The following is a 19364-nucleotide window of genomic DNA, read 5'->3' on the forward strand; positions in this document are numbered from 1 at the left end:
AGGTTTTATATGAAAATTGAAGAAACATATATAAAAGATTTAATTGTTGTAAAACCAACAGTTTTTGATGATGGACGAGGTCATTTTTTTGAATCTTATAGCAAAATTAAATTTGAAAATTTGGATATTCATATTGAATTTATTCAGGATAATCAATCGTTTTCAAAAGGAAGTACGTTAAGAGGTTTGCATTACCAAAACCCACCTTATGCTCAGACCAAGTTAGTTCGTGTTCTTGATGGAGAAATCATTGATGTTGCAGTAGATTTAAGAAAAAATTCTCCTACATATGGGAAATCATTTAGTATTTTATTATCCTCAGAAAATAAAAAACAACTCTTAGTTCCGAAAGGTTTTGCTCATGGCTTTTCAGTTATCAGTGAAACAGCTTCTGTATTTTACAAATGCGATCAATATTATAATAAAGCCTCTGAAGGAGGGATTAAATTTAATGATCCTTCTTTGAATATTGATTGGGGTATGGATTTAGAGAATGCAATTGTTTCAGAAAAAGACCAGTTTCTTCCTTTTATTCAAAATTGTAATAGTTTATTTTAGTGAAAAAAATTCTTGTGACAGGAGCAAATGGACAGTTGGGATCTGAACTTTCTGTTCTATCTAAATTTTACCCAGAATTCAAATGGATTTTTGCTGACAGGAAAAAGATTACTCTTGATAATTTAGAGTTATTGCAGGTTCAGTTAGATAAAATTAAGCCAGATATTGTGTTTAATTGCGCTGCGTATACTGCAGTTGATAAAGCTGAAACAGAAAGAGAATTAGCTTTTACAATTAATTACTCAGCTGTTGAATTAATTGCAAAATATGCTTTTAAAAATGATCTAAAATTAATCCATATATCTACAGATTATGTTTTTGATGGATCTTCTTCAAATGCTTTAGATGAAGATGCTGAGACTAATCCTGTAAATATGTATGGTAAAAGCAAAAGAGCTGGTGAAATAGCTTGTTTACAAGAAAATCCCAATTCAATAATAATAAGGACATCTTGGGTTTATAGCAGGTTTGGAAACAATTTTGTTAAAACTATGCAGAGATTAATGCAGGAAAGAGATGAAATAAATGTGGTTAATGATCAGATAGGTTCTCCGACTTATGCAGCGGACTTGGTCCAAGCAATGCTAGATATTATTAAATTTTCGAGATGGATTCCTGGAATATACAATTATTCGAATGAAGGGGAAATTACCTGGTATGAATTTGCTCTTTCAATAAAGGAACTAGGGAATTACAATTGCAAAGTTGGTGGAATTTCATCTTCGGCATACTCCACTCCAGCAGAACGTCCAAGGTTTTCATTATTGAATAAAGAGAAAATTAAGGCAACTTATAATTTAAATGTGCCAGATTATAAAAAGAGTTTAAAAAAAATGTTTATTTAAAAATCTAAGACTAGAATTTTAGAAGTTTGAGTGATCAGGAATCTAAATAAGATTTATGAAAGGAATTATTTTAGCTGGAGGATCTGGTACACGTTTACATCCTCTAACTTTAGCGATGAGTAAGCAGATGATGCCTGTTTATGATAAGCCAATGATTTATTACCCATTGTCAACTTTAATGATGTCAGGGATTAATGAAATTCTTATTATTTCAACTCCTCATGATTTGCCAAATTTTAAAAAATTATTGGGAGATGGCTCTGCTTTAGGCTGCAAATTCAGTTATGCTGAACAAGCAATTCCTAATGGCCTTGCTCAGGCTTTTGTTATTGGCGAGGACTTTATAGGTAATGACGATGTAGCCTTAATATTAGGTGACAATATTTTTTTTGGGTCTAATATGCAAGAACTTTTAAAATCAAATACTAAACCTGAAGGAGGTGTTGTGTTCGCATATCATGTGTCAGATCCAGAAAGATATGGTGTTGTGGAATTTGATGAAAATCTGAAAGCTATTTCCATTGAAGAGAAACCAAGGGAGCCAAAATCTAATTATGCGGTACCGGGACTGTATTTTTATGATAATTCTGTGGTACAAATTGCCAAAAATATAAAGCCAAGTGCTCGTGGTGAATATGAAATTACTGATGTAAACAAAATATATCTTAGAAAGGGATCTTTAAAAGTTGGTATTTTAGGGAGAGGTACTGCATGGCTTGATACTGGTACTTTTAATAGCCTGATGCAGGCAGGGCAATTTGTTCAGGTTCTGGAGGAAAGGCAAGGTTTAAAAGTGGGCTGCATTGAAGAGATTGCCTGGAGACAGGGATTCATAAATGATAACCAATTAGAAAAATTGGCATTACCTTTAGTCAAGTCGGGATATGGCTCTTATTTAATTGAATTTTTAAAACAAAAAAGAAAAGGTGTTAAAGTCTAAATTACTACAAGAAATAATTTTTTAAAACCTTTAATTTGTATTTTTGTAAAACATAAATGTATACAAAATCAAACCAGTCAAAATTGAATACAGATAAACAAACCAAAATAGCCGATATATTGCATAGCTCTTTGTCGCCACGAAATTTAAGAGCTAATATTAATAATCTTAGTTATCTACCTAGATGGATTATTATTGCCATTGATGTAATGGTTCTAATCTTCTCATTTACGTTTACTTATATGCTCTTTGAAGGAACTGCATTAGGTTACATAATTACTTCGCATGATTTTTATTTTGTTGCTAGTTTAATAGTTGTAAATATATTTTTCTTTTGGCTCTTTAGAACGTATTCTGGAATTATTAGGCATTCTTCTTATATTGATGCAATAAAGCTTTTGTTTTCTCAAATGTCGGTTTTAGTATTTTTTTTATTTTTCAATTTAGTTTTTGAATTATATACTGGACACAAAGCTTTTTTAAATACGGCACTTTTTATCAATTTGGTTTTATCCTTTTGTGGTTTGTTTTTATATCGTGTTATCGTTAAACAAACTTTTGAATTGTATTTTTCTGAAAAAACTAGTACTAAGCTAATTAGAACGGTAATTTACGGAACTGATGCTAATGCTATTTCAGTAGCTAATGCTTTAAAATTTGAAACTCCTTCCCGATTTAAAATTGTTGGTTTTGTAGATAAAAACAATCAAAATGCATCTAAACGAATGCTGGATTTACCTATTTTGATTTTGAGAAAAAAATTGCCTGCCTTAATGCGTTCTGTGGCAGCAGAAGGTGTAATTATAGCAGATAAAAGTTTGTCAAAAGAAGAACAATTGATTATTGTTGATCAATGTTTGGAGTTTAACTATAGAGTTTATACTGTCCCATTGATTTCGGATTGGGAAAATCAGAAGGAGATTTCTCAAAAAGTAAAAAACATTCAAATTGAAGATTTATTAGAAAGAAAACCAATTGTATTGGATAGTAAGTCAATTTCTAAACAGTTAAAAGAGAAAACAATTCTGATTACCGGAGCAGCAGGATCTATTGGAAGTGAAATAGTGAGACAAGTTCTAAGCTTTAATCCAAAGACGGTTATTATTTTAGATCATGCTGAAACTCCTCTGCATAATTTATGTTTAGAAACATTAGGAATGAATTCTGAAGCAAAAATTGTTGCGGTAATTGGTGATGTCAGAAGTAAAAAAGCCTTAGAAAAAGTATTTAAAAGTTATAATCCCCATGTGGTTTTTCACGCTGCAGCTTATAAGCATGTTCCCTTAATGGAAGAAAACCCTTCGCAGGCCATTCTCACAAATATAAAAGGAACAAAGAATTTAGCTGACTTATCATGCAAGTACCATGTTAAGAAATTTGTGATGGTCTCGACAGATAAGGCTGTGAATCCTAGCAATGTTATGGGAGCAAGTAAACGTATTGCAGAAAAGTATGTACAATCTCTTTTCCTGAAAAATCAACGTGAAAATAACGGAGGGGCTACAAAATTTATTACAACCCGTTTTGGAAATGTTTTAGGCTCAAACGGATCTGTTGTACCATTATTTACGAAACAAATTGCCGAAGGCGGACCAGTTACCATAACCCATCAGGATATTATTCGTTATTTTATGACAATTCCTGAAGCTTGTCAGCTGGTTTTAGAAGCCGGAGCAATGGGTAATGGAGGTGAAATTTACATCTTTGACATGGGTAAGCCAGTTAAAATTATAGATTTGGCTAAAAAAATGATCAAATTAGCAGGTTTTATTCCGGACAAAGAAATCAAGATAAAAATTGTAGGTTTGCGACCAGGTGAGAAGCTTTATGAAGAGTTATTAAACGATACCTCTAAGACCTTACCAACTTATCATAACAAAATCATGATAGCACAGGAAATTCAGGATGAATATGAAAATCTGCATACTGAGGTAGATGAACTTATTGGTATTGCCGATTTCTATGATAATGATGACATTGTGGCCAAAATGAAAAAAATAGTTCCTGAATTTAAAAGTATGAATTCTGCTTTTGAAGTTCTGGATAAATAAAAAGTCGGAGTCATATTTTAAATTTAAAATAAATGATATAAAGGTGTTTTGTAAAAACGCCTTTTTGTTTTTTTAAACAATTTTAAAATGTGTAAAATCTTGTTAATTAGAAATTAATGCCCTATAATTTCATTTGACAAAATAAAAAAAATACAATACTATAAGATGAACCCTACTAATCATTCTAATGACTGGCTGTTTGAGATAACGCCAAAAAATAAATTTTTCTCCCTTAATCTCAAGGAAGTTTGGCAATATAGAGATTTATTAATGCTTTTCGTAAAACGCGATGTAATTACTGTCTATAAACAAACAGTTTTAGGACCACTTTGGTACTTAATTCAACCCTTGTTTACTGCGGTTACATTTACTATCATATTTAATAATGTAGCTGGTATAAATACAGGAACAATTCCACCATTTTTGTTCAACTTAGCTGGAATAACAGTTTGGAATTATTTTACAGCATGTCTTAATGGGACTTCTGATACTTTTAAGGGTAATGCAGGTGTTTTTGGTAAGGTTTATTTTCCCAGAATTATTACACCTTTATCAGTTGTTATTTCTAATTTGATTAAATTTGGAATACAATTTTTTATATTTATAATTTTTTACTGCTTTTATTATATACAAGGTGCAGATTTAATTTTAAACAACAATGTCGTGTTTTTTCCTGTTTTAATTGGTGTCATGGGAATTCTTGGTTTAGGTCTGGGAATGTTAATTTCGTCTATGGTGACTAAATATCGTGATTTTAGTAATTTAATTGGATTTGGTATACAGTTGCTAATGTACCTTTCCGCCGTAATGTATCCTATGGAATTAATCAAGGAAAAAATGCCACAATACGGTTGGCTTGTTGATTATAATCCTTTGGCATACATTATACAAACTTCTCGGTATATGCTTTTAAACGTTGGAGAAATTTCATATTTAGGTTTAGGATATACAATACTATTCACAATAACTGTATTTTTTATTGGACTTTTGGTTTTTAACAAAACTGAAAAAAGTTTTATTGATACAGTTTAGTTAATATTAACAAGAGTAAAAAACGAACCTTTTTGTTCTATTCACAATATTTAAAGTTAAATTGAAAAAAGATATAATATTAAAAGTAGAAAATATTTCTAAGCAGTATCGCTTAGGATCGGTTGGAACAGGGACTTTGGCTCATGATATAAATCGTTGGTGGCATGAAATAAGAGGCAAAGAAAATCCATACTTAAAATTAGGGGAAATCAATGACCGTTCTACTGAAGGAACTTCAGATTATGTTTGGGCTTTACAGAATATTAATTTTGAAGTGGAAAGAGGTGAAGTCTTAGGGATAATTGGTAAAAATGGCGCAGGTAAATCTACACTTTTAAAAATTCTTTCAAAAGTTACAGCTCCAACTACTGGAATTATAAGATATAAGGGAAGAATAGCATCTCTTCTTGAAGTAGGGACTGGCTTTCACGGAGAAATGACTGGGCGCGAAAATATTTTTTTAAATGGAGCTATTCTTGGTATGACTAAAAAAGAAATTGCATCAAAACTTGATGAAATTATTGAATTTTCTGGCTGCCAACGTTATATAGATACTCCGGTGAAACGTTATAGTAGTGGAATGACCGTTCGTTTGGCTTTTGCTGTGGCTGCTTTTCTCGAACCTGAAATTTTGATAATCGATGAGGTTTTGGCGGTTGGAGATGCTGAATTTCAGAAGAAAGCCATTGGCAAAATGCAGGATATCTCTAGAGGAGAAGGAAGAACTGTTTTATTTGTGAGTCATAATATGGCAGCAGTAGAAACATTGTGTACACGAGTTATTAGTATGAAGAACGGAAGTATTGATGGAGTTGGAGATCCTACTAAGATTATATCAGATTATTTGCAAAGCAACTCTTTTTCGGAGCGTTTAATATCTTTCGACTCAATTGATATTGCTAAAGGGAATGAAAATATTAAAATTATGTATGCTGCAATCGAAAATGTATCATCTGAAAATGCAACTGATGTTATTGATGTGACTTCAGAAATTGACTTCAGATTAAAAATTATTAATCAGACAAACCAATCGAAAATATCTATAGGATATGATTTATTAACCATTAAAGGGGATGTTATCTTTGGCTCTGGAGGTAAATTTGAATGTTCTATTAATCAAATTACAGATATTTCTTGTCGAATTCCATCCAATTTTTTAAATGATGATGTTTATCAAATATATTGTTACTTTCATACTAATGAAATGAAGGAGTTATTTAGTGATGAAGAACTATTGACCTTTGAGGTTAAAGATGTAAAGAGAGAATCTGGTTATTTAGGGAAGGTTAATGGAATGCTAAGGCCTTCTTTACCTTGGACTATCAAACAGTAATTTGAGATGAAAAAAATTGTTATTACTCAATCCAATTATATTCCTTGGAAAGGTTATTTTGATGCTATTGCATTAGCAGATGAATTTGTAATATATGACGATATGCAGTTCACTCGTCGAGATTGGAGAAATAGAAATATTATTAGGACAGTTAAAGGCAATAAATGGCTGACAATTCCTGTTGAAGTAAAAGGTAAATATTTTCAAAAAATAAATGAAACTAAAATTTCAGATAAAAATTGGAATATAGATCATTGGAATAGTATTAAGAATAATTATAGTAAATCTAAGAATTTTAATGATTATAAGGATTTTTTTGAAGATTTATATTTAAATTCGACATCACTTTATTTAACTGAAATAAATTTTAAATTTATCTCAGCAATTTGTAAAATACTAAATATAAAATCAAATATTCGGTTTTCTTCTGAATTCGAATTAAAAGAAGAGCGGTCAGAAAGATTAGCAAATCTTTGCTTAAACTTGGATGGGACAGATTATTATTCAGGTCCTGCTGCCAAAGCATATATGAATGAAAAAGTTTTTGATAAAGCGGGCATAAAAGTTCATTATTTTGATTACTCAGGTTATCCTGAATATAATCAATTGCATAACCCATTTGAACATTATGTGTCTGTTTTAGATTTGATTTTTTGTGAAGGAAAAAATGCGATTAATTTTTTTAAAATTGCTGGAAATGAATAAGATAATTAATCAAGTAAGCGAGTATTATACATCAAAAATTAAGAAACATGGGACAACTGCTCAAGGAGTAGATTGGAATTCGCCTGAATCTCAGGAATTACGATTTGAAGTATTGTCAAATTTAATTCAAGAACAGGAACATTTTTCAATTCTTGATTTTGGTTGCGGATTCGGTTCGATGTTTGACTATTTTAATTTAAAATACAGTTCATTCGAATATATTGGATTTGATGTTGCTGAAGAAATGATCGTCGCCGCATTAAATAAATTTCCTACACAAGAAAACGCTAAATGGACATCTAGCCTTCCGATCAAAAAAACAGATTATGTTATTGCAAGTGGTATATTTAATGTAAAACTTGAAAATACAAATGAAGATTGGCTGACTTATATTTTAGAAACATTAGAAAAAATTGATGCTATTAGTGTAAAAGGGTTTTCTTTCAATATTTTGACTAAGTATTCTGATATCGAATATATGAAAGAATATTTATACTATGCAGATCCTTCACTATTGTTCGATTATTGCAAAACGAATTTTTCAAAAAATGTAGCTTTATTACACGATTATAATCTTTATGAATTTTCAATAATTGTTAGAAAATGAAAACAAAAAAAGTAGTCATATTTGGAACAGGAGATATTGCTCAATTGGCTAAATATTATTTTGATATTGATTCAGCATATGAGGTTGTGGGTTTTACTGTTGATAAAGATTATTGCTTATCTCCAACTTTTGAAAATCTCCCATTAGTTCCTTTTGATGATGTTGAAAAACATTTTTCTCCAAATGAGTTTGAAATGTTTATTGCTTTAAGTTATGCTAAAATGAACAAACTAAGAGAAATAAAATATTTTAAAGCTAAAGAAATGAATTATAAAATCGCTTCTTATGTTAGTTCGCATTGCAGCTATCTTTCTCAATTTTCTCCTGGTGAAAATGCTTTTATTCTTGAAGACAATACGATTCAGCCTTATGTGAAAATTGGTGATAATGTTACATTATGGAGTGGAAATCACATAGGACATCATTCTGTAATAAAAAACCATAATTTTATTAGCTCACATGTAGTAATATCAGGACATTGCATTATTGAGCCTAATTGTTTTATTGGTGTTAATGCTACTATTGGACATCAAGTAACAATAGCTAACGAAACTCTTGTAGCCGCTGGAGCAGTGATTACAAAAAATACAGAAGTAGCTTCTGTTTATTTACCAACCAGATCAATAAAATTGGATAAAAAAAGCAGTTCAATAAAACTTTAATATGGATACTGAGAAATCATACGGAGTTAATAAGCAAACCAAACTTCAAAGTTCGCTTGATTTCCATATCGAAGAACTCCAAATAAATGGGTTTTCCATATTGGAAGATATTTTGAATCCTGTCGAGCTATCTGATTGCAGAATTAAACTTGACTCTATTTACGAAAAACAAAAAGAACAATTCAGTGAAGAGAAATTAAAAAAGATTAATGAGCAAAATTTAGTAAGGTGCCCATTAGTTTATGACGAGTATTTTTTAAATATTGCTACTAATTCTAGAGTTCTTGAAGTCATAGAAAAAATGATTGGGGATTATTTTATTTTGCATCTTCAAAATGGAATAATAAATATGCCAAAAGAAGAACATCATCAAAGTTCGTGGCATCGTGATTTACCATATCAGAATTTTACTATTTCAAAACCGCTTGCAATAGGTGCTTTATATTGTATTGATGATTTTACTAATGAGTCAGGAGGAACATTTGTTTTGCCGTATTCTCATAAAGTAGAATCAATTCCATCAAAACAATATGTCGAAAAATATAGTAAGCAAATAATTGTAAAAGCAGGTTCGGTAATTTTATTTGATTCTATGCTTTTTCATAAAGCGGGATACAATTCATCTGGCTTTATAAGAAGAGCAATTAATAATGTATACGTTGTTCCAATTTTAAAGCAACAAATCAATTTGTATAAAGCTCTAAAGGGAAAATATTCTGAAGATGAATATTTGTCGAAATTTTTAGGTTACCGTTCAAATAGCCCAGATAACGATATTGAATGGAGAAATGATAAATTTAACAGATAAAAAAAATATGAATGTTAACTGTTATGTCTGTAATACTATATTTTTTAAACCTATTCTTAAAGCAATACCCTCTATGTCGTCAGATGGACAAACTGTAGACATAGAAATTCTTAAAGAAGAATGCCAAAATTGCGGTACTGTCCGTTCTTCTGACATATCCTTTTTAAATGATTTTTATAATAATTTTTATAAACTCAATATAGTAAACAATGATCCTCGATATATTTATAATTGTGAGAGTATGCTTAAAAGCGAAATGCATTTTGAGTGGATTGAAAAATTAGCAGGTGAAAGCATAAAAGATGCTGATAGTATTATTGAAATCGGCTGTGGCAGTGGGAATTTATTAAATTTATTTGATGTTAAAAATAAATATGGAGTAGAACCAAGTATCGAAGCTGCTGTACATGCTAATAAAATTGCCAACGTACGGAATATTAGTTACGAAGACATATCAGATCAGGAAAAGTATGATCTGATTTTATCTACATGTGTGATTGAGCACACAATGGACCCAAATGATTTTCTTATAAAAACCAGAAATATTGCGAAAGAAGATAGTTTAGTAATAATTGGCTTGCCAATACAAGACTCAGAGAGTTTTGATGTTTATTTCCTGGATCATTTACATCATTTTACAACGAATCAATTTATATATCTATGCCAAAAAAATGGATTTGAAGTTGAAAAATACGAAGTGGGTTATAAATGTATGACAACAATAGGTTATTTTTTTTTACGAAAACGAATTTCTAGTTCCAATATATTAACATATGAAAAAAATAAAAATTTTTATACATCATCCAATTGGATATCAAATTTAAATACATATTTGGAAAATAAAAAAGAAAAAAATATTATCGCTTTTGGATATGGCGAAACATCTTTTTTCTTTCAGACCTATACGCATCTAAGTTCTTATATAAGTTATTATATAGATGATGTAAAGGCAGGAACAGTTGAGAATGTAATAAGTACGGAATATGCAATTCAATCAAATATATTAAAAAATAGTATTTTAATTTTACTTGCCAATCCTCATTATCACGAGTTTTTGAGGAAAAAATTTGAAGGAGTTGACAATCTTGAATTTTATTCTCCATTCTCAAATGTTATTAGTTAGATGGTATGAAATGGAAAAAGTTAGGTCAAATATTTAAAGTATCAAGTAGTTGTGACGAAATTGTTTCTCATGCTTCAAATCCACTTGCAATTCATCTTTATAATGATGTATTTAGAATATTTTATAGTGCAAGAAATGTTTTAAATAAATCCTCAGTATCTTTTGTTGATATAGATGTAATTACTTTAGAAAATATCAATAATCCAGATGAAGTTATTTTTTCTTATGGTCAAAAAGAAAGTTTTTATTCTCATGGAGTCAGTATTGGAAATTGTTATTTGGAGAAAAATAAGCATTATATACTTTTTATGGGGTGGCAACTTAAAGATGGTGAACATTGGAGGGGAGATGTTGGGAGATTAGAACTGATTGATAAAAAAACCTTATTACTAAATCCAATTGATCCATTTATGGGAGTAGATGAAGAAGATAAAATAAGTTTATCATACCCTTGGGTAATGTTTCATGAAGGCATTTACAAAATGTGGTATGGGTCGACAATAGATTGGACTTCAGAAAATGGAGAAATGATACATATTATTAAATATGCTACATCAATAGATGGAGAGAGTTGGAAAAAACACGGTATTGCGATACCATATGAAATAGGGGTTGCTCAAGCATTTTCGAAACCGTCTGTATTAATCGATGACAAGGGTTATCATATGTGGTATTCGTATCGAAGCGGGGATGGAACAAAATACAAAATAGGATATTCTCATAGTGTTGACGGAATTCATTGGGAACGAAGGCATAATGATGTTGGTATTGATGTCTCAAAAACAGGATGGGATTCAGAAATGATATGTTATCCTTTTGTTTTTGAACATAAAAACAATAGATATATGCTTTATAATGGTAATGAATATGGAAAGTCAGGATTTGGAATGGCAAAATTTGAATAAATGATATTAAAAATTATCGATTTTTTTATTTCTAAAACATTCTTAAATGTAAATTATGTAGTAGAAAATGAGTTTAAAAAAGTTTCAGTTTTAAGAATTTTAACAGGTGTAATTATTTTTTTTCGTTTTTATGAGATTTTTGCTTCACATATTTTTATTTATGGCTTTAGTAGGATTTCTGTTTTTTTTTTAATTACCTTACTTGCAATACTGTTATTTACGATTGGATTTTTAACCCCATTAATGAACATTCTTCTAATAATTGGACTGCCAATTTTAGACTCTATTTTATCTACAAAAACACTTGGGACTACTATATTGGTAAATTTGTTGATTGTTTTTTTACTAACAAATTCTGGTCTATATTTTTCAATAGATAATTTGTTATTAAAGAAAAATAGTTTTTTTTCTAAATTACTTTTTAAAAGTTACACACTCATTGGTATTCCTAATAGCTTAGGAATAAGAAGAGCTTATTTTTTGGGTTTTATTCTATATGCTATTAGTAGCTTATTTGCTTTGTTTCTTCATATTCAGGATCCTTATTGGGTCGAAGGAATTACTATAAAATCAATACTTTCAAATAGTTTTTTATGTAAATATGCGCTTAATTTCAGGTGTTTAGAGTTTCTTTTTCCTAAAATATTTGATATTGTTAGCATTGTAGGAATTGTTTTACAATCTGTATTTCAAATTTTAATGATTCCTTTAGTTTTCTTTAAAACGGGAACAAAATATGTTAAATTTTGGGGATTCATTTTTTTTACAATATCATTGTTTTTTTTATCATTATCTTATTTGCCACATATAGAATTAATTTTATGGATAACAATCTTTTGTCCTTTACAATCGCCGACTAGAAGAGTAAGAATATTGTTTGATGATAAATGCAATTTTTGTAACAAGTCCATATCTTTATTAAGATGGACAAACATTAATAATATATATGAATTTTTACCAATTTCTACGAATTCCAATATCTATGAAAGATATTCACTCAGTGAAGTAGAAATTAAAACTTACATGGCAGGTTTTTATGAGGAACAACTTTTAAAAGGATATGATTTATATATGGTTATTGTCAAAAAGAATCCTCTTTTATTCTTTTTGTTTCCATTATTTTGGTTAGGAAAAATAACTGGAATAGGGGAGTATTTATATAAATTAATTGCTCAAAATAGATATAAGTTGTTAGGTACATGTAAACTTCAGCTTAATAATGAAATAAGATCTAAAGATCATATTTTGAGGAGTAATATTAAAAATGATACCCATTTTATTAAATTTATTTATTCATTCTATTTCATCTGTGTTTTTTTGTTTATTGTGGTAAATAATTCCAAATACAATAGAATATTTGGATCTCGAGACTCAGTTGTTTTATTCAAAGAATCTTATATTGCTTTTTGTAAAAATATTGGAATTGAGGCACCTCAAGTTTTCAATAATATTGATTTATCAATGGGAGATAATTTCATGACAATTAAAAAATTAAAAAATAATAAATGGGAATTAATTCCATATACAGGAATAAATGGAGAGCGATTAAATTATTTAAATTTTGATATTTTACTTTTTGCAAATTACAATTCAGATTTGCTTTATTTTGGAAATTCTTTAATGTATCGAAGAATGTTAATTTCACAGATTAATAATGTTGAAGAATTTCATAATAATGGATATGGTAAAAATCAAATAGATTTTTGGTTAAAATATGATTATATTAAAACTAAAGAAATAGGGAATGTTAAGTATCGTATTGAAATATTTACCAGCCAATCTTCAAAGGTTAAGTTGCTTGAGTATAATGGTAATAGACATAACTTAAAAAAAATATTTGAAAGAATAATAGTATTTAATGGACAAACTTACTAATTAAATGATTGGATTCAATAAACCATATCTAACAGGTAGTGAAACTCAGTATATTACCGATGCAGTAGCTTCCGGAAAAATATCAGGAAATGGTAAGTACACACAATTGTGCCAGCAATTTTTCGAAAAAAAATACGGTTTCGGTAAATGCTTGCTTACTACATCTTGCACAGATGCTCTGGAAATGGCTGCAATTTTAATAAATATTGAGCCTGGTGACGAAGTTATAATCCCGTCATATACTTTTGTCTCTACTGCAAATGCTTTTGTACTAAGAGGAGCAAAGATTGTTTTTGCAGATTCTAATGAACAAAATCCAAATATAGACACTAAAAAACTAGAATCTTTGATTACGTCTAAAACAAAAGCCATAGTTCCGGTACATTATGCAGGTATGGCATGTGATATGGATACAATTATGGAATTGGCTAATCGTTATAGTTTATTTGTTATAGAAGATGCCGCCCAAGCAGTAGATAGTTTTTATACAGGGAAAAATGGAGAAAAAAAAGCTTTAGGATCTATAGGACATTTAGCAGCTTTTTCTTTTCATGAAACTAAAAATATTATTTCAGGAGAAGGAGGAATGCTGGTTATCAATGATAAAAAGTTTGCAAATAGAGCAGAAATAATTTGGGAAAAAGGAACCAATCGTTCTGCTTTTTTTAGAGGTGAAGTAAATAAATATGGTTGGGTTGATATTGGTTCCTCTTTCTTGCCGTCAGAGATTATTAGTGCTTTTTTATGGGCTCAAATAGAACGCTTAGATGAAATTCAGAAAAAAAGAAAACAAATTTGGAATCAGTACTATGATGGGCTAAAAGAATTTAATATTAAATATAATTTTGAACTACCAGAGATTCCCATATATGCCAGTAATAACGCACATATGTTTTATTTGGTTTTTGAGTCTTTAGAAAAAAGAAATGAATGCATTTATCGTTTGAAAACTAAGGAAATCCACGCTGTGTTTCATTATCTAAGTTTGCATAAAAGTCCTTATTACAAAGATAAATACATGGGAGATGACTTAATTTGGAGTAATCATTATTCAGATAGGTTGTTGCGATTGCCATTTTATTATGAGTTGTCAAATGAGGATATTGCATTTATTATAGCTACATTAAAAAATGAGTAAAAAAAGGATATTATTTGTGGTATCTGATTTTTATCACAATGGAGCTCAACGGGAAATGTATGAGTTTGACTATGCATTGGATAAAACAAAATTTGAAATATCGATTTTGAGTTTAATAGAATTGAACACCAGAAAAGATTTGCCAGATTTTTTTTACGAAAAACACCTTCAGTTAGGATCTGAAATTCTCTTTTTAAAAGATTTTATTACACAATTCAAGAAAGGACTATCATATAAGATCGTAAACAAATTTTTGAGAAATTCATTAAATGAAAGAATTAAAAAGAAGAATAGTAAAAATCTAATTACGCTATTCAACAACTATGATAAGGTAGCTTTTATGGGGGAATATGTTTATCAACATTTATCACCTATAATACCAGTTGATTATTTCAAAAGAATTTTTATTTTCATTATGTCAACTAGATTTCAAGATGAAAATTATAGAAATTTTGCAAAAAATAATAAATACTTATTTTTTACAGGTTTTAACAGTTTAGAAGAAATAGAATATGAATTCGAAGGTTTTAATAATTATAAACATCAATTTATGCCTTTGTGTTTAGCAGTAACAGAGGTCTATAATAAGTGGAAATTCAATCAGAACAAGGAAGCAAAAAAGATTGGAATTTTTACAAGGCTGCATAAGGATAAACCTTTAGATCCATTTTTATATACTTATCAAGTATTACTTTCTCAAGGTTTAGATATAGAACTGCATGTTTTTGGGGTAGGAAATTATAAACTGGCAGAATATGATCGTTATATCAATAATCTTGACCTGGAAGGGAAGGTTTATTTTCGAGGTCATCAATCTGATATGAAGAAAACTATTTTGGATGAAAAATTAGATTTGATATGGTTTCAGGGATACAATAATTCTCCAGCAGGGTATGCTGGATTAGAGGCTTGTTTGACAGGAACGCCTCAATTATTTTGGGAATTTTTTAGTGGTGAAAACACAAAATTGAATCAATTGAATGATGATACAATATATCCTCATTTTAAAAATTTACTTGCTTTTTCAGAAGTTGCAAAAAAAGTTTTATTTGATAAAGAGGTTGCTGAATCAATTTCAATTAAGCAATTTCAAGATGTTGTCAATAACAGGGATATTTTTAAAAGAATACATATAATTGAAAAAAATCTTTTAGATAATGAATGATTTTGCAAATCCGAGGATAACAGTATTGATGCCAGTATACAATTGTGAATTGTATATAAAAGAAACAATCAATAGCATACTAAATCAAACTTTTATCGATTTTGAATTTTTAATTATAGATGATGCGTCAACAGACAAAACGATCGATATAATTAAAACATACAATGATGAAAGGATTAAATTAATAAAAAAAACATTAAATACTGGTTTAACAAATAGTTTAAATATTGGCTTAAAATTAGCAAAAGGTGAATATATTGCTAGAATGGATGGAGATGATATCAGTTTTCCGCAAAGATTTGCTAAACAGATTGCTTTGTTGGATGCCAATCCGGACATTGTTTTATGTGGAACTCTGTATAAAGTAATTGGAACTGAAAAAATTTGTAATCATCCATTATTGTATGAAGAAATTAAAGTGAAATTAATTTCCGGATGTTATATTGCTCATCCAACTGTAATGTTTCGTAAATCAGTTTTTGAATCTTATCAGCTCGAATATGATCCTGCTATGGAACCAGCAGAGGATTATGATTTATGGGCAAGATTATCTTTTATAGGAAAAATCGTGAACATTGGGGAAGTGTTGCTCTATTACAGAATACATTCTAAGCAAACCTCCATAATTTACGGTGAGAAACAAAAAAAAATCACTGAAGATGTTACCATTAGAATGTTACAAAAGTTAATTCCTTTAGTAGATCGACAAGTATACTTTTTTGACTTGAAAAAAAATGTTATAAATAATCACAATGTTTTAACTGCTGTCGTAATGAAAATGAACTTATTAAATTCTTTAGCTTCAGCAAATAACCAAATAGGTATTTATGACAAAAAGTTTTTTTTAAAGTTTGTAAATATTGAAAAGAAACACTTAAGCGATTTATTAAAAGAAAATTTAAAATCTTATTCTTTGATTAATTTAGGAAATATTTTAAAACAATTCCCAAGCTTCTTTATAGACATTGGTTTTAAAGAAACGCTGAAATTTGTTATTCGATCTATTTTTCACAAAAAAATATCAGTTATCCAAATTAAGAAAAATTTGGAATCATTTTTCAAAGAAAGTAAGAGCTGGGGTAAGTTTAAATTTATTCAATTAAAAGGCAACATTTTTAGTAAAACTATCCGCAGCCAAAATGCAGATTATAAATCTATTCCCATAATAATTATTAGTTTTAATCAGTTTCATTATCTAGAGAAACTTATTGATTTTTTAACCAGTAATAACTATAGTAATATTGTTATTATTGACAACAATTCAACTTACGAACCTTTGCTCAATTACTTTAATAAAATTGAATCAATAGCAACAATTCATCGTTTAAAAGATAATCATGGTCACTTAGTCTTTTGGGAGAATAAAGATTTATTTAAAAAGTACTCAAAAGGATATTATGCATTGACTGACGCAGATATTAATCCGATTACTGAATGCCCTACTGATTTTCTAAATTATTTTAAAACTATTCTAGATCGGGATAGTAAAATAACCAAAGTTGGATTTAGTCTAAAAGTTAATGATATACCTGATACGAATTTGTATAAGGACAGAATTCTGAAATGGGAATCTCAATTCTCAAATAATCAGAGGAAAGATGGGAATTTTGTAGCACATATAGATACTACTTTCGCATTGTACCGACCAAAATATAAGCATAATGAAAAAGATTTTTATAATGCCTGTCGTACTAAAATGCCATTTGTAGCAAGACATGGAGGATGGTATATAGATAACAGAAATTTGACAGAAGAGCAAAAGTTTTTTTTTGCTACTTGCACTGACTCTAGTTCTTGGCGAATTAATGAAGATGGAATAATGGATAATCAAAATTATTTACTGTAAGTGTTAGCAATTATAATACCATATTACAAGCTTAGTTTCTTTGAAGAAACGTTAGTATCACTTGCAAATCAAACAGATAAAAGATTTAAAGTTTACATAGGTGATGATGCAAGTCCTGAAAATCCTTTAGAAACATTAAAAGAATTTCAGGGAAAATTTGAGTATGTTTATCATCGATTTGAAGAAAATCTTGGAAGCAGGTCTCTCGTAAAACAATGGGAACGTTGTATTGATCTGAGTAAAGATGAGAAATGGCTTATGATTCTGGGAGATGACGATTTTATCGGCGATACTGTGGTTGAATTATGGTATAAAAATTTTGATTTATTTTATAAAAAGACTAATGTTGTTCGTTTTGCTTCAAAAATGATAGTTCAAGAAACAAATAAGATTACAGATACATTTTTCCATCCAGTTTGGGAAATGTCTACAGAATCTTATTATAGAAAGTTTAGACATTTAACAAGAAGCTCATTATCAGAATATATTTTCTCTAGGGAGTCATTTATTAAGTTTGGATTTCATGACTATCCTTTAGCTTGGAATAGTGATGATAGGGCATGGCTTGATTTTTCTGACAATAAACCGATTTATACTATAAATGAAGGGTTAGTTTATTTTAGGCTTTCTGCATTAAATATTTCTGGAAAACAAGATAATGTCAATGTGAAAAGTTTATCTGTTATATCTTTTTACAGTTTTTTAATTTTAAATAAACTTAAATTTTATACACCTAAACAACAAGAAAAGATCATAAGATTTTACGAAAATGAGATCAGTAAACAAAGAAAACTGAAACTATCAGAGTGGCTTTTTTTATCTTATTTTTATATGAAATATTTAGATTTTTATTCAATAAAAAAATTTATTAAAAGATTTTTCAAAAGTATCTTTAAAAAAAAATGAATAAAAAAGTATCAGTAATTGTTCCATGTTATAATCAAGCGCAATTCCTTGATGAAGCATTGATTTCAGTGTGGGAGCAAACCTATTCAAATTGGGAATGTATAATTATAAATGATGGAAGCCCTGACGATACAGAAGATATTGCTTTAAATTGGTGTAATAAAGACACAAGATTTATATATTTAAAAAAGGAAAATGGAGGCTTATGCAGTGCTAGAAATGCAGGAATTGATATAGCAGATGGAGAACTAATTTTACCATTAGATGCAGATGATAAAATTGGAAAAAAATATTTGGAACTTGCAACTAAAGCTTTTGATGCTGATAATTCATTAAAAGTAGTCTATTGTAAAGCAGAGAAATTTGGCGATGAAGTCGGTTTATGGGATTTACCACAATTTTCGCTTTTTAACTTAAGCAGAAATAATTTGATTTTTCCTTCTGGAATGTATCGAAAGACAGATTGGAAAATGATTGGAGGATACGACTCTAAAATGATTTATGGATGGGAAGATTGGGAAATTTGGATTGCACTGTTAAAAAATGGTGGTAAGGTTAAACAGTTAAATGAAATTGGTTTTTATTATAGAATAAAATCTGTTTCAATGTTAAAACAGATAGATAAAGAAAAGGGAGATTATTTACTTAATTATCTCAGTGTAAAGCATGCCGATTTTTTTGTTAAACACTATGGATCTTTTAAAACAATGGAACATCAACTATTAGCTCTAAAAAGAGAAAATGAAACCAACCTAAAGAGCGAAAAATTTGTAATCGATGTTTTTTGCAAAAGATTCTTTGGTTTTACAATATTTGGTAAATATAAATAACTAGAATTATTCCTTTAGGTTAGTTGAAAATAGAA

At 29.1% G+C, this 19364-nt stretch carries 18 protein-coding genes; all 18 read left to right on the top strand.

Annotation, left to right across the window (positions count from 1 at the left end):
* The first annotated feature begins 9 nt into the window (after positions 1-9).
* The 18 genes from rfbC to ASC72_RS20810 all read left to right on the top strand — a co-directional run bounded on the left by rfbC (position 10) and on the right by ASC72_RS20810 (position 19329).
* Positions 10-558, top strand: a complete 549-nt coding sequence (rfbC, locus tag ASC72_RS20725) for a dTDP-4-dehydrorhamnose 3,5-epimerase (RefSeq protein ID WP_056195394.1) — start codon at positions 10-12, stop codon at positions 556-558.
* On the top strand, positions 558-1403 hold the full coding sequence (rfbD, locus tag ASC72_RS20730; RefSeq protein WP_056195398.1) for a dTDP-4-dehydrorhamnose reductase: 846 nt from the start codon (positions 558-560) through the stop codon (positions 1401-1403). Before rfbC ends, rfbD begins: the two co-directional genes overlap by 1 nt.
* Before the next feature lie 55 nt (positions 1404-1458).
* Entirely contained in the window at positions 1459-2343 is an 885-nt protein-coding gene (gene rfbA, locus ASC72_RS20735; protein ID WP_056195401.1) for a glucose-1-phosphate thymidylyltransferase RfbA, read from the top strand.
* Between the two features lie 83 nt (positions 2344-2426).
* Positions 2427-4394, top strand: a complete 1968-nt coding sequence (locus tag ASC72_RS20740; protein ID WP_056195896.1) for a nucleoside-diphosphate sugar epimerase/dehydratase — start codon at positions 2427-2429, stop codon at positions 4392-4394.
* Between the two features lie 165 nt (positions 4395-4559).
* Positions 4560-5426, top strand: coding sequence for an ABC transporter permease (locus ASC72_RS20745; RefSeq protein WP_056195404.1), 867 nt, complete (start codon positions 4560-4562; stop codon positions 5424-5426).
* Between the two features lie 61 nt (positions 5427-5487).
* Positions 5488-6759, top strand: a complete 1272-nt coding sequence (locus tag ASC72_RS20750; protein WP_056195407.1) for an ABC transporter ATP-binding protein — start codon at positions 5488-5490, stop codon at positions 6757-6759.
* Between the two features lie 6 nt (positions 6760-6765).
* Entirely contained in the window at positions 6766-7464 is a 699-nt protein-coding gene (locus tag ASC72_RS20755) for a WbqC family protein (RefSeq protein ID WP_056195410.1), read from the top strand.
* Complete coding sequence (locus ASC72_RS20760; protein WP_056195897.1) at positions 7457-8071, top strand: class I SAM-dependent methyltransferase; 615 nt, start codon at positions 7457-7459, stop codon at positions 8069-8071. Before ASC72_RS20755 ends, ASC72_RS20760 begins: the two co-directional genes overlap by 8 nt.
* Positions 8068-8733: an acetyltransferase gene (locus ASC72_RS20765; RefSeq protein ID WP_056195413.1), complete on the top strand. Its 666-nt coding sequence runs from the start codon at positions 8068-8070 to the stop codon at positions 8731-8733. The genes ASC72_RS20760 and ASC72_RS20765 overlap by 4 nt, the downstream gene beginning before the upstream one ends.
* A 1-nt stretch (position 8734) precedes the next feature.
* Complete coding sequence (locus ASC72_RS20770; RefSeq protein WP_056195416.1) at positions 8735-9541, top strand: phytanoyl-CoA dioxygenase family protein; 807 nt, start codon at positions 8735-8737, stop codon at positions 9539-9541.
* 73 nt (positions 9542-9614) lie between these two features.
* Positions 9615-10664 carry a bifunctional 2-polyprenyl-6-hydroxyphenol methylase/3-demethylubiquinol 3-O-methyltransferase UbiG gene (locus tag ASC72_RS20775; protein WP_157849297.1) on the top strand — a complete coding sequence of 350 codons (1050 nt, stop codon included), beginning with the start codon at positions 9615-9617 and terminating at the stop codon, positions 10662-10664.
* Positions 10665-10669: 5 nt separating this feature from the next.
* Complete coding sequence (locus tag ASC72_RS20780; protein WP_056195421.1) at positions 10670-11569, top strand: hypothetical protein; 900 nt, start codon at positions 10670-10672, stop codon at positions 11567-11569.
* Positions 11570-13444 (top strand): DCC1-like thiol-disulfide oxidoreductase family protein, encoded by a 1875-nt coding sequence (locus ASC72_RS20785; RefSeq protein WP_056195423.1) that lies wholly within the window; start codon positions 11570-11572, stop codon positions 13442-13444. It abuts the gene before it with no gap.
* Between the two features lie 4 nt (positions 13445-13448).
* On the top strand, positions 13449-14582 hold the full coding sequence (gene rffA, locus ASC72_RS20790) for a dTDP-4-amino-4,6-dideoxygalactose transaminase (RefSeq protein ID WP_056195428.1): 1134 nt from the start codon (positions 13449-13451) through the stop codon (positions 14580-14582).
* The gene (locus ASC72_RS20795; protein WP_056195432.1) at positions 14575-15747 is read left to right on the top strand and encodes a glycosyltransferase family 1 protein; all 1173 of its coding nucleotides are present in this window, start codon (positions 14575-14577) and stop codon (positions 15745-15747) included. The genes rffA and ASC72_RS20795 overlap by 8 nt, the downstream gene beginning before the upstream one ends.
* Positions 15740-17593: a glycosyltransferase family 2 protein gene (locus tag ASC72_RS20800; protein WP_056195434.1), complete on the top strand. Its 1854-nt coding sequence runs from the start codon at positions 15740-15742 to the stop codon at positions 17591-17593. The genes ASC72_RS20795 and ASC72_RS20800 overlap by 8 nt, the downstream gene beginning before the upstream one ends.
* A complete protein-coding gene (locus ASC72_RS20805) occupies positions 17594-18499 on the top strand; it encodes a glycosyltransferase family 2 protein (RefSeq protein ID WP_056195438.1) in 906 nt (301 codons plus the stop codon).
* Entirely contained in the window at positions 18496-19329 is an 834-nt protein-coding gene (locus ASC72_RS20810; RefSeq protein ID WP_056195441.1) for a glycosyltransferase family A protein, read from the top strand. Before ASC72_RS20805 ends, ASC72_RS20810 begins: the two co-directional genes overlap by 4 nt.
* The last annotated feature ends 35 nt before the right edge of the window (positions 19330-19364 follow it).

This window comes from Flavobacterium sp. Root420 (assembly GCF_001427905.1).
Lineage (GTDB): Bacteria > Bacteroidota > Bacteroidia > Flavobacteriales > Flavobacteriaceae > Flavobacterium.

What these genes read in the sequence shown, in the direction of transcription:
- rfbC (WP_056195394.1), top strand. Translation starts at nt 10, where the DNA reads ATGAAAATTGAAGAAACATATATAAAAGATTTAATTGTTGTAAAACCA.
- rfbA (WP_056195401.1), top strand. Translation starts at nt 1,459, where the DNA reads ATGAAAGGAATTATTTTAGCTGGAGGATCTGGTACACGTTTACATCCT.
- ASC72_RS20745 (WP_056195404.1), top strand. Translation starts at nt 4,560, where the DNA reads ATGAACCCTACTAATCATTCTAATGACTGGCTGTTTGAGATAACGCCA.
- ASC72_RS20755 (WP_056195410.1), top strand. Translation starts at nt 6,766, where the DNA reads ATGAAAAAAATTGTTATTACTCAATCCAATTATATTCCTTGGAAAGGT.
- ASC72_RS20760 (WP_056195897.1), top strand. Translation starts at nt 7,457, where the DNA reads ATGAATAAGATAATTAATCAAGTAAGCGAGTATTATACATCAAAAATT.
- ASC72_RS20765 (WP_056195413.1), top strand. Translation starts at nt 8,068, where the DNA reads ATGAAAACAAAAAAAGTAGTCATATTTGGAACAGGAGATATTGCTCAA.
- ASC72_RS20770 (WP_056195416.1), top strand. Translation starts at nt 8,735, where the DNA reads ATGGATACTGAGAAATCATACGGAGTTAATAAGCAAACCAAACTTCAA.
- ASC72_RS20775 (WP_157849297.1), top strand. Translation starts at nt 9,615, where the DNA reads ATGTCGTCAGATGGACAAACTGTAGACATAGAAATTCTTAAAGAAGAA.
- ASC72_RS20780 (WP_056195421.1), top strand. Translation starts at nt 10,670, where the DNA reads ATGAAATGGAAAAAGTTAGGTCAAATATTTAAAGTATCAAGTAGTTGT.
- ASC72_RS20785 (WP_056195423.1), top strand. Translation starts at nt 11,570, where the DNA reads ATGATATTAAAAATTATCGATTTTTTTATTTCTAAAACATTCTTAAAT.
- rffA (WP_056195428.1), top strand. Translation starts at nt 13,449, where the DNA reads ATGATTGGATTCAATAAACCATATCTAACAGGTAGTGAAACTCAGTAT.
- ASC72_RS20795 (WP_056195432.1), top strand. Translation starts at nt 14,575, where the DNA reads ATGAGTAAAAAAAGGATATTATTTGTGGTATCTGATTTTTATCACAAT.
- ASC72_RS20800 (WP_056195434.1), top strand. Translation starts at nt 15,740, where the DNA reads ATGAATGATTTTGCAAATCCGAGGATAACAGTATTGATGCCAGTATAC.
- ASC72_RS20810 (WP_056195441.1), top strand. Translation starts at nt 18,496, where the DNA reads ATGAATAAAAAAGTATCAGTAATTGTTCCATGTTATAATCAAGCGCAA.